A 14,011-nucleotide genomic window follows, 5' to 3' on the forward strand; every position below is an offset into this window, starting at 1 on the left:
CGTGGATCAGATACCGCCAGCGGTGAGTTTTTCCGGATCCAGCAGGGCCTCGAGCTGATCACGCGACAAGTCGGTATGCTCCAGCGCCACCTCCACGATCGGGCGACCTTGCTTGTAGGCGGTCTTGGCAATCTCGGCGGCCTTGAGGTAGCCGATGATCGGGTTCAGTGCCGTGACCAGGATCGGATTGCGCGACAGCGCCTCCTTGAGCTTCGGCTCATTGACCTTGAAGCTGGCGATCGCCTTGTCTGCCAGCAGGCGACTGGCGTTGGCCATCAGCTCGATGCTCTCCAGCAGGTTGCGGGCGATCACCGGCAGCATGACATTGAGTTCGAAATTACCCGACTGGCCGGCGACGGCGATGGTCGCGTCGTTGCCGATAACCTGCGCGGCAACCATCGCAGTGGCCTCGGGGATCACCGGGTTGACCTTGCCCGGCATGATCGAGGAGCCCGGTTGCAGCCCCTCGAGCTCGATTTCGCCAAGTCCGGCCAGGGGGCCTGAGTTCATCCAGCGCAGGTCGTTGGCGATCTTCATCAGCGCGACAGCGGTGGTCTTGAGCTGGCCGGACAACGCCACGGCCGTGTCCTGGGAGCCGATCAGGGCGAACAGGTTTTCCCCAGGGGTGAACGGGATACGGGTCAGGTCGCTCAGTTCACGGGCAAAGCCCACGGCGAATTGCGGGTGGGCATTGATCCCGGTGCCGACCGCTGTGCCGCCCTGGGCCAACGCCTGCAGGGCGGGCAAGGTGGCTTCCAGATGCGCTTGAGCACCCTTGATCTGTGCCGCCCAGCCCCCCAGGACCTGGCTCATGCGCACCGGCATGGCATCCATCAGGTGGGTGCGGCCGGTCTTGACGTAACGGTGAACCTCGACAGCCTTGGCCTCGATCACCTGAACCAGATGCCCCAGCGCCGGCAGCAGTTGCTCGTGCAAGGCCAGCGCCGCGCTGACATGAATGGTGGTCGGAATGATGTCGTTGCTGCTCTGACCGCAATTGACATGGTCGTTGGCGTTGATCTTGTCACCTAGCACCCGGCTGGCCAGGGTAGCGATCACCTCGTTGGCGTTCATGTTGGAGCTGGTGCCGGAGCCGGTCTGGAACACGTCCACCGGGAAATGCTGGATGAAGTCCTCGGCCAGCAGTTGCTCGACCGCCTTGACGATGGCACCGCCCTGCTCCGCGCTCAGTTGCTCCAGCGCGATGTTGGCCTTGGCTGCTGCGGCCTTGGCCAACAGCAGTGCCCGAATGAACTGCAGCGGCATGCGCTGGCCGCTGACCGGGAAGTTGTCGACCGCGCGCTGGGTCTGGGCACCATACAGCGCCTGGGCAGGCACCTGCAGTTCGCCCATGCTGTCACGCTCGATACGGGTATTACTCATCATCGGATCCTTGCATCAGTTCATCGGGGGAAATCGAAGGCAGCAACACGCAACTGGCCAGTTGCATCGCATAGGGCTGCCAGCGCTCGTTCTGCTCACAACGGTCGAGGTTGCGCAGGTCAAGCAGCGGGCGCCAGGCCTGATCAAGGCACTGGCAGCGCCAATGCCAGGGCAACATGCGGTCGCAGGCGGTATCCAGCAGCAGACGGAAGGAGGTCAACGCCACGGTCCAGGGCGAGGTCTCGGTGCAACAGACCAGATAGCGCCCCTCGGCCAGATAGTGTTCGATCAGCCGCGGTTCGTCCGGCTCGAGGGCACAGCGGATGCGCCGACTCAACCAGCGCCAGTTTTCCAGGTAGGGCAATTCGTGGAGGACGGTTTTCATGAACATCATCGCCGGGGTTGCTGGATAATGATATTCATTATTAATTGATAATTAGAATCACTTCAAGGGCGGAGCCACAAACAAAAAACCCGGCACGATGGCCGGGTCTGTCGTCAAGCGTGGGTCAGCGGTGCGCCGTCAGCTACCGGCGACGGTCATCCGTTCGATCAGCACCGAACCGCTGTGAATATTGCTGCGCGTTTCAATATCGCTGCCAATCGCCACAATCTGCTGGAACATGTCTTTCATATTGCCGGCGATGGTCACTTCCTGGACCGGGAACTGGATTTCACCGTTTTCCACCCAGAAACCCGCAGCGCCCCGGGAGTAGTCGCCCGTTACCATGTTAAGGCCATGCCCCATCAGTTCGGTCACCAGCAAGCCGCGCCCCATGCGACGGATCAGTGCAGCCTGGTCTTCGACGCCATGGGTGACGAACAGGTTATGCACCCCGCCTGCGTTGGCGGTGCTGGGCAGTTTGAGCTTGCGACCGGCATAGGTACCCAGGATGTAGGAGACCAGTTCGCCCTTGTCGATGAACGGTTTGGCATAGGTGGCCAGGCCATCGCCGTCGAACGCGGCACTGCCCAGCGCACGTGGAATGTGCGGACGCTCGTCGAGGGTCAGCCAGGTCGGGAACAGACGCTGGCCCAGGGTGCCTTCAAGGAACGACGACTTGCGGTAAAGGTTGCCGCCAGAGATCGCCGACAGGAAGCTACCGAACAACCCGCCAGCCAGTTCCGCAGCGAACAGCACCGGCACCTCGCAGGTCGGCACTGGACGTGCGCCCAGACGGCTGGCGGCACGCTGGGCAGCGCGCTGGCCAATACTGCGCGGGTCGGCCAGCAATTGGCCCTGGCGATTGACGTCGTACCAGTAGTCGCGCTGCATCTGCCCTTCGCCTTCGGCGATCATCACACAGCTCAGGCTGTGGCGCGTCGAGGCGTAGCCACCGATGAAGCCGTGACTGTTGCCATACACCCGCACGCCCTGGTGCGTGTTGAGGGTGGTGCCGTCGGCATTGAGAATACGCTTGTCGGCATCGAAGGCGGCCGCCTCGCACTCCAGGGCCATCTCGATGGCACGCTCGGGCTCGATGTCCCAATCGTGGTAGAGGTCGAGGTCGGGCATTTCACGCGCCATCAGTGCCGCGTCGGCCAAGCCCGAGCACTCATCCTCTGAGGTGTGCTTGGCAATTGCCAATGCAGCAGCCACTGTTTCGCGAATGGCCTCCGGACCGCTTGCCGAAGTACTGGCCGAGCCCTTGCGCTGGCCCACGTAGAGGGTGATGCCAAAGCCCTGGTCGCGGTTGAACTCGACCGTTTCGACCTCGCGCTGGCGCACGCTGGTGGACAGGCCCTGCTCCAGCGAAACCGCCACCTCGCAGGCACTGGCGCCCTGGCGGCGTGCTTCGGCAACGATCGCCTCGACCTGCTCCTGCAACGCTGGCAGGTCCTTCGGACCTATGCTCTGGACTGCACTCATGGTTTTCTCCACTCAAATTCTGCGTTCGGCGAGGGCCATTCTTCGACCGGGCCGGACAAAGCGGCCCCCGACTGGTTATCATGGCGGCGATTTCCTGCGGACTGCCACCATGGTTGATTCATACGACGACGCCTTCGACGGCGAAAAAAGCAAGACCCAGATCAAGCGCGAGCTGCATGCGCTGGTCGAACTCGGCGAGCGCCTCACCACGCTCAAGCCCGATATCCTCGCGCGCCTGCCACTCACCGACGAGTTGCGCAAAGCACTGGAGGAAGCGTCCAAACACACCGCCCACGGTGCCCGCAAACGCCACATGTCGTTCGTCGGCAAGCTGATGCGCGTACAGGACCTGGAGGCCATCCATGCGCTGCTCGAGCAGATAGACAGCTCCACGCGCCAGTACAACGAACGTTTCCACGGCCTTGAGCGCTGGCGCGACCGGTTGATCGACGGCAACGACGAAGACCTCGAGCGCTTCGTCCAGGAGTTCCCCGATACCGATCGCCAGCAACTGCGCTCGCTGATCCGCCATGCCCAGCACGAAAAGGCGCGGAACAAGCCGCCTGCCGCTGCGCGCAAGGTGTTCAAGTACATCCGTGACCTCGACGAGCTGCAACGCGGCCTGCGCTGAGCACCGCCACCGACCGCTTGTAGGCGCGGCATCGCGTCGCGAAAGGGCTGCACGGCAGCCCCGTCTGTGTCGCCGAGATCTCGAGGCCGCCTGGCGGCCTTTGCGCGACACAAGGCCACTCCTGCAGGCAGGGCTTGTCATCAAGCCCCGGTACCGCCCACGGTGATCGCGTCCAGCTTCAGGGTCGGCTGACCAACGCCAACCGGCACCGACTGCCCATCCTTGCCACAGGTACCGACTCCGCTGTCCAGGGCCAGGTCGTTACCGACCATCGACACTCGGCTCATCGCCTCCGGCCCATTGCCGATCAGGGTCGCGCCCTTGACCGGCGCGGTGATCTTGCCGTCTTCGATCAGGTACGCCTCACTGGTGGAGAACACGAACTTGCCACTGGTAATGTCCACCTGGCCGCCGCCGAGATTGGCGCAGTAGATGCCCTTCTTCACCGAGGCGATGATCTCCTGCGGGTCACTCTCGCCGGCACGCATGTAGGTGTTGGTCATGCGCGGCATCGGCAGGTGCGCGTAGGATTCGCGTCGACCATTGCCGGTCACCGCCATACCCATCAGGCGGGCATTGAGCTTGTCCTGCATGTAGCCCTTGAGGATGCCGTTCTCGATCAGCGTGGTGCATTCGGTCGGCGTGCCTTCGTCATCGACGCTCAGCGAACCGCGACGGCCTTCCAGCGTGCCGTCGTCGACGATGGTGCACAGCTTCGACGCCACCGCCTCACCGATCCGCCCGCTGTAGGCCGAGCTGCCTTTGCGGTTGAAATCACCTTCCAGACCGTGGCCGACCGCTTCATGCAGCAGTACGCCCGACCAACCCGGACCGAGCACTACCGGCAGCGTGCCGGCCGGTGCAGGTTGCGCCTCGAGGTTGACCAGCGCTTGGCGCAGCGCCTCGCGGGCATAGCCCATCACCCGCTCTTCCGTGAAGTAGCGGTAGTCGGTACGCCCGCCCCCGCCCTGGCCGCCCCGCTCGCGGCGACCGTTGTGTTCGACGATGACGCTGACGTTGAAACGCACCAGCGGCCGCACATCCGCGGCCAGGCTGCCATCGGCCGCCGCCACCAGGATCCGCTCCCACACGCCCGCCATGCTCACGCTGACCTGCTGGATACGCGGGTCGAGGGCACGAGTGGCAGCATCGACGCGCTTGAGCAGTTCGACTTTCTCGACGCGGCTCAGGACATCGAGCGGGTTGCCCGGTGCGTACAGGGCGGTCACGTCCTGGCTGCGGAAGGCCTGCACCTTGCCGTTCTGGCCGGCGCGGGAGATCGAGCGGGCGGCGCGCGCCGCTGACGTCAGGGCTTCAAGGTTGATTGCGTTGCTGTAGGCGAAGCCGGTTTTCTCGCCAGACAATGCACGCACGCCGACACCCTGGTCGAGGTTGAAACTGCCTTCCTTGACGATACCGTCTTCCAGTGCCCAGGTTTCCGAGATCTGCCCCTGGAAATACAGGTCGGCAGCGTCGATGCCGGGCCCTGCCAACTCACCCAGCACAGCCTGCAGGCTGTCCAGGGTCAGTCCGCCCGGGGCCAGGAGCTGCTCGCTGACGGTGGATAACATCTGGCTCATAGTCACTCCGAGGTGTGCGCAGGCCGCAAGGCGTCCTGCGAGAAAAAGCGCCGGTGCGAAACGACCGGCATGCGCGCCCGTATGGACGCTTGTTCTTCAGCGTCGCGCTCGGCGAGCAATATCGCTTCGCCATGCGCATGTTCGGCGACGATCCGCCCCCAAGGGTCGACGATCGCCGCATGGCCATGGGTCTCCCGCGGGCCTGGATGGATACCGCCCTGCGCGGCGGCCAGCATGTAGCACTGGGTTTCGATGGCGCGGGCACGGATCAACACTTCCCAATGTGCCGCGCCGGTCACCGCAGTGAACGCCGACGGGGCGCTGATCAGATCGGCCCCGGCAGCGCGCAGGGCGCTGTAGAGCTCGGGAAAGCGCAAGTCGTAGCACACCGACAAGCCCAGGCGTCCAACCGGCGTATCGGCCACCACCACCTGCGCGCCATGGGCGTAATCGTCCGATTCGCGGTAGCGACCGCGGTTGTCGGCCACGTCCACATCGAACAGGTGCAGCTTGTCGTAACGCGCGGCGATCTCGCCGTGCTCGTCAACCAGCAGCGAGCAGGCATGGGCCTTGGCCTCGGGCTCATCGACCGGCGGCAACGGCAAGGTGCCGGCAACAATCCATAACCTGAGGTCGCGTGCGGCACGTTTCAACCATGGCAGGATCGGGCCTTCGCCAAGCGCCTCGGCGCGACCGATCGCGGCCGCATCGCGCCGCCCCATGGCCGCGAAATTCTCCGGCAGCACCGCCAGCCGTGCACCGCTGTCAGCGGCCTGCTCCAGCAGCACGTGAGCCCGCTGCAGGTTGGCCAGTACGCCGTCCTGGCTGACCATCTGGATCACTGCTGACTTCATGACCACTCCTAGCGCGATTTATCGAAAGGTTTCACAAAGGTGATTTTAGGCTCTTTGACCGGACCTTCGACCCGATAGTGCACGCTGGCGAAGCGCGCGACCCGATCGCCGATCAGCCGATCGACAAGGAACAACGCGCCGCCGACCGCAGGTGCCCCGACGATCAGCGCCGCCAACGGCAGGTTGTTGGTGACCGGCAGGGTCACCTGCAGGTTGGCATCGATACGGTCGCGCACAAAGTCGAGGGTGCCATCGAGCTCGAAATTGCTGGAGGGGCCGGTGACAGCGATCGGTTCACGGGTGACATAAACGCCCTCGCTGGCCACCAGCAGGCCCTTGACCCGATCATAGGCCAGCCCCTCGCCGAACAGGTCGGAGAAGTCCAGGCGCAGACGACGACCAATGGAGTTGAAGTTGAGCAGGCCGAACACCCGCAACGCCTGGGCGCTCCCCTCGACCTCGACGAACTGGCCGGTGCGCAGCGAGGCATCGAGGCTGCCGGAGAATCGCTTGAGGCTGACCCAGGCCGGCGAACCCGGCCAACGACCATCGACATCCATGCGGAAATCGCGGCTGGTGACCGTGGGCGCGAAGCCCCAGGCCTTGAGCACGTCACCCAGGTCCTTGCCGTCCAGGCGCCCCTTGTACCAACTGTTGGTGCTGCCAGGAACACCTTCCCAGCCGCCGCTGCCGTCGATGTGCAGGCCCTTGAGATTGAGGTCGATGTCGTCCAGCGACACACCACGGGCATTCGGCCGCAGCTTGACCGAGGCGCTGCCGAACAGGTCGTCACCGCGATACAACTTGTCGATGCTCAGGTCCAGGACCGGCGCCTTGCGCGGGTCGAAGGTGGCCAGCGGATCAGGCGCATCTTCGGCCTGGGCCTCCTGCGGATCGGCCGGCGGCAGGCGCAAGGTCTGCAGTTTGACCACCATGGGCGCGGCCTTGGCATCCGGGATCCGCGCATTGCCGATCACTTCCTTGCTGTCCAGGCGCAGGTCCCAGGCGCTGGCAACACGAGCCAGACGCACCACTGCCTGGTTGAGGTCGGTGCCGAATGCCTTCAACTGGCCAATGCTCACATCCACGCTCTGCAGGCCCTGTCGTGCGCTGCCACCTGGGTCTTGACCTGCGTATTTGTCCAACTGCTGCTGCCAGGGCTCAAGGTCCAGCGATTCGAGGCGCCCACGCACCCGCAGGCCCTGGCCGCCCGGCACGCTCGCCTCGCCACCGCCGAGCACCAACTCGCCGCGTCCCTGGGCCAGCTTGTCGAGCGAAGCCGCATAGGCCAACCGTGCCACATCAGCGTAGCTCGCATCAAAGCGCCGCTCGGCACCTTGCAGGTTCATGCTGAAGCTGCTGTCGCGTGACTCGCCCGCCGTTTTGCCGAAGGGCGCTGGCAGGTCGATGGTCAGCCCCTTGAGCGACGAGTTGACGCTCAGGCGATTGTCGCGGCTCCCCAGGCTGACCTGAAGTTGATAGGGGATATCGCCCGAGGCCGGGAGTGCCTGCTTGAACTGCAGCCAGTCGGTCAACGACTTGAGCGGCACCTGGCCGGTGGCGTTGATCCGGGTCTGAATCTGGCCACCCTGCCCTTCGGCGAGAATCTGCGCGGTCACCGGCCTGTCGAAGGCCTGGAGGCTGATGCCCTTGCCGCTCAAGCCCTTGTCGAGGTCGAAGGTGAAGTCACCCTTCAAGCGGCTCAGATCGAGTGCCGGCGGCTCCACCTTGAGGCGGGCATCCGAAGTCGAGAAATCCACCAGCACCTTGGGACGCAGACCGTGCTCCAGCGGGATGTCCAGCTTGACCTTGCCCTGCAGCGGGCCCTCGCCTTCCCAGCCGGCGAAGATCTCGCCAGTGCCGATCGGTGCCTCTTTCAGAATCTTCAGGCCGTCGCCCAGGCTGCCGTCGAACTCGCCGTCCAGGTACAGGCGGCTATGCTGGTCGCCCTCGACATGGGGGATGTTGACGCTGACATCACTGACCCGGGTGTCGAGCAGCAGACCTTTGCTGGCCTGGATGCGCACACCGGTATCCTCGATGTACACATTGCCGTCCACCTGCTGCACCTGCGGCCAGCCCGGCTGGAAATCGAGCGCTGCGTCATGCACCTTGAAGAACAGGCTGATACTGCGCGAATGCGCCGGGGCGTTGTGGTTCAGCGATCCCTGGTACTGGAAATAGCCCTCGTCGACCGCACCCTTGACGATGGCACTGCGAAGCCACTCATCCAGCGCCGGGCTGAGCACTTCCGGCAGGTACTTGGCCGTGTAGCGGCCATCGCCCTCGGTGAGGCCGACACGCAGGTCCATATAATCGGCCTGCTCTTCGTGGAACCTGAAGCGAATGAGAAAATCGGCGGCGATCTTGCCCTCGTCGCCCAGCACCTTGATGTAGGGCGCGATGAGGGTGAAGCCGTCCTTGTCGAGCGCCCAGGTCAGGCGGGCATTGGCTTTCTGGTAGTGCCAGGGTTTGCCGAAAATGGGGTACAGATGCAGCATGAAGGCATCGGTATCCAGGCGTAGTTCGCCGTGCCCGAGATCGCCGCTGATGCTGCCGCTGACATTGCCGGCTGCGGGCGCTCCGTGATACGCATCGAAACCGATCTTGTCGAGATTGGCGGCGAACTGCAGGCGCTGGTCACCTTCGGCATGGGGACGGATGTCGAGCTGGACGTTACGCAGCGTGCCGGTCACGTTAAGGGCGTCGACGACGGTCATCAAGTTGTCCGGCAGCGGTGCCAGGCCATCGATCAGCGGGGTCAGCGGCGTCAGGTCGAGACGATCGGCCTGGACATGCCACACATCCTCGGTAGCCTCCTGCCCAGGACGCTGGCGCGCTTGCAAATGTGTTTCCCAGCGGGTTTCACCGATACTCGCAGCCAACGAATCGACCACGATCTCGTAGCCCTCCTTGCCCCGGCGCACCCAACTGGAGAGCGCCAGGTTGTCGAGAGTCACGGTCTTGCGCCCGGCATAGGCGCCCCGCAGCTGCGGCGCGTTCAGGCGGGCGACGGCGCGCTGCAACTGGCCTTTGTTCCAGTCGATCCAGAACTCGCCCCCCGCACGCAGGGTCTTGGCTCGCCACTGCCCGAGCAGGCTTGGCGGCACCCAGCGCGCCCAATCGCTCTGCGGCAGGCTGACATAGGCCTCCAGGCGTCCATCGCGCCAGGCGTCGGGGGTGGCGCGACTGCGCAGGTTCACCGCCAGGGGCTGACCGTCGGGCAGGGTCGCGCGCATCTCCAGGCGCTGGCGCGACGGACCGGCTTGCAAGCCAAGGCTGACATAGGTGAGCGTGACCGAATCACGGCGCCACGGCTGGAAGGTAACCTGGCTGTCGAACACATCGACCCTGCCCAGTTGCTGGAGGCGTTGCAGCAATTGGGGGGGGTCGATGGGCGCATCGTCTTTCTTCGGCAGGCCTTCAAGGGTCCAGGCACCTTGCTGGTCTTCATGCAGGATCAGTTGCAGGCCGCCGAGCTGGACATGCGCCAACCGCACTTCGCGAGCCTTCAAGCTGGCCCACAGGTCGGGCACCAGCTTGACGTCATCCAGGCGCAGGGCTGCAGAGCCTTCGCCCAATTGCAGGTCGCGCAGCCTGAGCACCGGGGCCAGACCACTCCATCGCCCTTCGAGCGCCCCCACATGCACAGGCAAGCCCAAGGCTTGCTGGGCCTTGTCTTCGAGGTCGGCCCGGTATTCGGCCACCAACGGCACCAGTTGCCGACCGAGGCTGACATACAGTGCCACCAGCACCGCGAGCAAGGCGCACAGCCCCAGCCCCCAACGGGTCAACGCGCCTAGAACGCGGGTCAGACGTTCCATGGCCATTGCCCTCCGAGTCGTCCATTAACTATGGCCGCAAGCGGTGTTTTCGCCACTGGGCGAACGGTTTCAGAACGCGTCAGAGCAGCACCACATCATATTGTTCCTGGGAATACATGGACTCGACCTGGAAGCGAATGGTTCGCCCGATGAAGGCCTCCAGTTCGGCGACGTTGCCTGACTCTTCGTCCAGCAGCCGATCGACTACCTTCTGGTTGGCCAGCACGCGGTAGCCTTCTGCCTGGTAAGCCCGCGCCTCACGAAGAATTTCGCGGAAGATTTCGTAACAAATAGTCTCTGGCGTCTTCAGCTTGCCGCGCCCCTGGCAGGCCAGGCAGGGCTCGCACAGCACCTGCTCGAGGCTTTCACGGGTACGCTTGCGGGTCATCTGTACCAGGCCCAACTCGGTAATGCCGATGATATTGGTCTTGGCATGGTCGCGCTCGAGCTGTTTTTCCAGCGTGCGCAGGACCTGGCGGCGGTGCTCTTCGTCTTCCATGTCGATGAAGTCGATGATGATGATGCCGCCGATGTTGCGCAGGCGAAGCTGTCGCGCAATGGCGGTGGCCGCTTCGAGATTGGTCTTGAAAATGGTCTCTTCGAGGTTGCGATGGCCGACGAAGGCGCCGGTATTGACGTCGATGGTCGTCATCGCCTCGGCAGGATCGACCACCAAGTAGCCCCCGGACTTGAGCGGCACCTTGCGCTCCAGGGCGCGCTGGATCTCGTCCTCGACCCCATAGAGGTCGAAGATCGGCCGCTCGCCGGGATAATGCTCGAGGCGGTCGGCGATTTCGGGCATCAGCTCACCCACGAATTGCGTGGTCTTCTGGAAGGTTTCCCGCGAGTCGATGCGGATCTTCTCGATCTTCGGATTGACCAGGTCGCGCAAGGTGCGCAACGCCAGGCCGAGGTCTTCGTAGATCACGGTCGGCGCACCGCAGGCCTGGATCTGGCTGCCGATCTGCTCCCACAGGCGACGCAGGTAGCGGATGTCCTGGAGGATGTCTTCAGCACGCGCGCCCTCGGCGGCGGTGCGCAGGATGAAGCCGCCGGCGTCCTTGATCTTCTCTTGCGCCATCGAGTCGCTGACCACCTGTTTAAGACGGTCACGCTCGGCTTCGTCCTCGATTTTCAGCGAAATGCCGACATGGCTGCTGCGCGGCATGTACACCAGGTAGCGCGACGGGATCGACAACTGGGTGGTCAGGCGCGCGCCCTTGGTGCCGATGGGGTCCTTCGTCACCTGCACCACCAGGGCCTGGCCTTCGTGGACCAGTGCGGTGATGGTCTCGACCGCCGAGCCTTCACGCTGGGAGATCTCCGAGGCGTGGATGAACGCCGCACGCTCCAGACCGATATCGATGAAGGCGGCCTGCATGCCGGGCAGCACACGCACCACCTTGCCCTTGTAGATATTGCCGACGATGCCACGGCGCTGGGTGCGCTCGACATGCACCTCCTGCAGCACTCCGTTCTCCACCACTGCCACGCGTGACTCCATCGGCGTGATGTTGATCAGGATCTCTTCACTCATGGCAGGCTCTCGTCAAAGGTCTTCGGTAATGATGGATCGCTGTCGGGCGGCTGGCTAGCGCTGGACGGTATCCTCATGCTGCCAGCAGGGAATGCCGAACTGCTCCAGCAACTCGGCGGTTTCGCTCAGGGGCAGGCCGACCACGGCCGAATAACTGCCTTCGATGGCGCTGACGAACACCGCGCCCAGGCCCTGGATCGCATAGCCACCGGCCTTGTCCAACGGTTCACCGCTGTCCCAGTAGCGACATGCTTCATCGAAAGAGATAGTACGGAAACGAACCTTGGTCGCCACGCACAGGCTCAGGGAGCGCGTGCCGTCGGTCACGGCCACGGCAGTGAGCACCTGGTGCTCGCGCTTGGACAGGTCGCCCAGCATCGCCAGGGCGTGCTCGCGGTTTTCCGGCTTGCCAAGGATCTGGCCGTCGAGCACCACGGCAGTATCGGCGCCGAGCACCACGCCCGGGGCATCGAGCAGGTTGAAACCAGCCACCGCCTTGGCTTGCGCCAGGCGCTCGACGTAGGCCTGGGCGGCTTCGCCGACCTGCGGGGTTTCGTCGATGGGGGCGCTGACCACGGTGAATGGCACGCCAATCTGCGCCAGCAGCTCACGTCGACGTGGGGAGCCGGAGGCCAGGTGCAGTCGAGTCATGGGGACATCTCCGTGTCAGTGGCGACGCGTCAGTGGATATGCAGGCGTCGGCGCATGCCGCGCAGGGCGAAGCTGATCCAGGGCCAGAGCAAGGCGCTGATCACCGCCGACCACACCAGTGCAAGCGTCGGCAGGCGATTGCCGGTCAGGGCGCTGAGCCACAGCTGGATCAACTGGGCGATGCCGAACACCACCAGGATCACCAGGCTCTGCTGCCACATGGGGAACATGCGCAGGCGTTGCTGCAGGGACAGCACCAGGAAGGTGATCAAGGTGAGGATCAACGCGTTCTGCCCCAGCAGGGTGCCGTAGAGCACGTCCTCGGCCAGGCCGAGCACGAAGGCCGTGGTCATGCCGACCTTGCTGGGTACGGCCAGGGTCCAGAACGCCAGCAACAAGGCCAGCCACATGGGGCGGAACACCTCCATGAACTGCGGCATCGGCGTGACGCTGAGCAGCAGGCCGATGACGAAGGTCAGCCAGATGGCCCAGCCGTTTCTGCTACGGGTACTGGCCATCATTCTCTCCGGGGCTGTGCAGGCGACGCGGGTGCGGCTGGTGGGTGTGAGGTGGAAGAGCCGTGGGCTGGCGCGGTGGCGGCAGGTGCTGGCGCATGGGCCGGTGCGCCGCTCGCAGGCGCAGTTGCCGGTGCTGGCACGGCTGCCGGCTTGGCACTCGCACCGTCCTGACGGTCGGCCTCTTCCTGGGCGATCGCTGCATCAGTGGCACGCTGCTCAGGCGTACGTCGATCGCTGAACACCAGCAACATGTACCGGCTGCGATTGAGGGCGGCGGTAGGAATGGCGCGAACGATGGCGAACGGCTGACCGGAGTCGTGAATTACCTCGTTGACCGTGGCCACCGGATAACCGGCCGGGAAACGCTGCCCCATGCCGGAGCTCACCAGCAGATCGCCTTCCTTGATGTCGGCGGTATCGGCCACGTGACGCAGTTCCAGGCGCTCCGGGTTGCCGGTGCCGCTGGCAATGGCGCGCAGGCCGTTGCGGTTGACCTGCACGGGAATGCTGTGGGTGGTGTCGGTCAGCAGCAGCACGCGCGAGGTGTAGGGCATCAGCTCGACCACCTGGCCCATCAGGCCGCGGGCATCGAGCACCGGCTGGCCGAGGAACACACCGTCGCGCTCGCCCTTGTTGATCAGGATGCGATGAGTGAAGGGATTGGGATCGACCCCGATCAACTCGGCGACTTCGACCTTTTCGTTGACCAGTGCCGAAGAATTGAGCAATTCGCGCAGGCGCACGTTCTGCTCGGTGAGCGCGGCCAGCTTCTGCAGACGCCCCTGCAACAGCAGGGCTTCGGTCTTGAGCTTCTCGTTTTCGGCGATCAGCTCGGTGCGGCTGCCGAACTGCCCGGCCACGCCCTGCCACAGACGCTGCGGCAAGTCGGTGACCCAATAGGATTCCATCAGCACCAGCCCCATCTGGCTGCGTACCGGCTTGAGCACGTCAAAGCGCGAGTCGACCACCATCAGCGCGACCGACATCACCACCAGCACGAGCAGACGAACGCCCAGCGAAGGGCCCTTGGAGAAAAGCGGTTTAATGGGCCGTTCCTCGTGGACGACGATTCAAGCGGTCATTGCACGAGTTCAATGCAACCACCAGCCTGCGGATTGACGGAAACGACGCCCGACGGACGTCAACAGCGCATACAGGTAGCA

The 14,011-nt window shown here is 64.2% G+C and carries 11 protein-coding genes; 1 reads left to right on the forward strand and 10 read right to left on the reverse strand.

All coding sequences use genetic code 11. From position 1 onward, the window contains the following. Positions 1 to 6: 6 nt before the first annotated feature. The 3 genes from IAE40_RS18235 to pmbA all read right to left on the reverse strand — a co-directional run bounded on the left by IAE40_RS18235 (position 7) and on the right by pmbA (position 3,253). On the reverse strand, positions 7 to 1,383 hold the full coding sequence (locus IAE40_RS18235; RefSeq protein WP_153772673.1) for a class II fumarate hydratase: 1,377 nt from the start codon (positions 1,381 to 1,383) through the stop codon (positions 7 to 9). Next, positions 1,376 to 1,777 (reverse strand): FagA protein, encoded by a 402-nt coding sequence (locus tag IAE40_RS18240; protein ID WP_082421003.1) that lies wholly within the window; start codon positions 1,775 to 1,777, stop codon positions 1,376 to 1,378. The genes IAE40_RS18235 and IAE40_RS18240 overlap by 8 nt, the downstream gene beginning before the upstream one ends. Positions 1,778 to 1,906: 129 nt before the next feature. Continuing rightward, positions 1,907 to 3,253: a metalloprotease PmbA gene (gene pmbA, locus IAE40_RS18245; RefSeq protein WP_125930677.1), complete on the reverse strand. Its 1,347-nt coding sequence runs from the start codon at positions 3,251 to 3,253 to the stop codon at positions 1,907 to 1,909. 109 nt (positions 3,254 to 3,362) lie between these two features. Between pmbA and yjgA the strand changes: the two genes are divergently transcribed. Further along, on the forward strand, positions 3,363 to 3,884 hold the full coding sequence (gene yjgA / locus IAE40_RS18250) for a ribosome biogenesis factor YjgA (RefSeq protein WP_063543154.1): 522 nt from the start codon (positions 3,363 to 3,365) through the stop codon (positions 3,882 to 3,884). Positions 3,885 to 4,024: 140 nt separating this feature from the next. Here yjgA and tldD read toward each other — a convergent pair whose 3' ends face one another. The 7 genes from tldD to mreC all read right to left on the reverse strand — a co-directional run bounded on the left by tldD (position 4,025) and on the right by mreC (position 13,894). Beyond that, entirely contained in the window at positions 4,025 to 5,464 is a 1,440-nt protein-coding gene (tldD, locus tag IAE40_RS18255; protein ID WP_200603649.1) for a metalloprotease TldD, read from the reverse strand. Between the two features lie 2 nt (positions 5,465 to 5,466). After that, on the reverse strand, positions 5,467 to 6,318 hold the full coding sequence (locus IAE40_RS18260) for a carbon-nitrogen hydrolase family protein (RefSeq protein WP_200603650.1): 852 nt from the start codon (positions 6,316 to 6,318) through the stop codon (positions 5,467 to 5,469). An 8-nt stretch (positions 6,319 to 6,326) separates the two neighbouring features. Continuing rightward, on the reverse strand, positions 6,327 to 10,148 hold the full coding sequence (locus tag IAE40_RS18265) for a YhdP family protein (RefSeq protein ID WP_200603651.1): 3,822 nt from the start codon (positions 10,146 to 10,148) through the stop codon (positions 6,327 to 6,329). Positions 10,149 to 10,221: 73 nt separating this feature from the next. Next, positions 10,222 to 11,679: a ribonuclease G gene (gene rng / locus IAE40_RS18270; protein WP_197892149.1), complete on the reverse strand. Its 1,458-nt coding sequence runs from the start codon at positions 11,677 to 11,679 to the stop codon at positions 10,222 to 10,224. A 54-nt stretch (positions 11,680 to 11,733) separates the two neighbouring features. Beyond that, a complete protein-coding gene (locus tag IAE40_RS18275; RefSeq protein WP_054894396.1) occupies positions 11,734 to 12,330 on the reverse strand; it encodes a Maf family protein in 597 nt (198 codons plus the stop codon). Between the two features lie 29 nt (positions 12,331 to 12,359). After that, the gene (gene mreD, locus IAE40_RS18280; RefSeq protein WP_054894397.1) at positions 12,360 to 12,848 is read right to left on the reverse strand and encodes a rod shape-determining protein MreD; all 489 of its coding nucleotides are present in this window, start codon (positions 12,846 to 12,848) and stop codon (positions 12,360 to 12,362) included. Further along, positions 12,848 to 13,894, reverse strand: coding sequence for a rod shape-determining protein MreC (gene mreC, locus IAE40_RS18285; protein WP_082420955.1), 1,047 nt, complete (start codon positions 13,892 to 13,894; stop codon positions 12,848 to 12,850). Before mreC ends, mreD begins: the two co-directional genes overlap by 1 nt. Positions 13,895 to 14,011 lie beyond the last annotated feature (117 nt).

Source organism: Pseudomonas sp. S44 (genome assembly GCF_016624805.1).
In the GTDB taxonomy this organism is placed as follows: Bacteria; Pseudomonadota; Gammaproteobacteria; order Pseudomonadales; family Pseudomonadaceae; genus Aquipseudomonas; species Aquipseudomonas machongensis.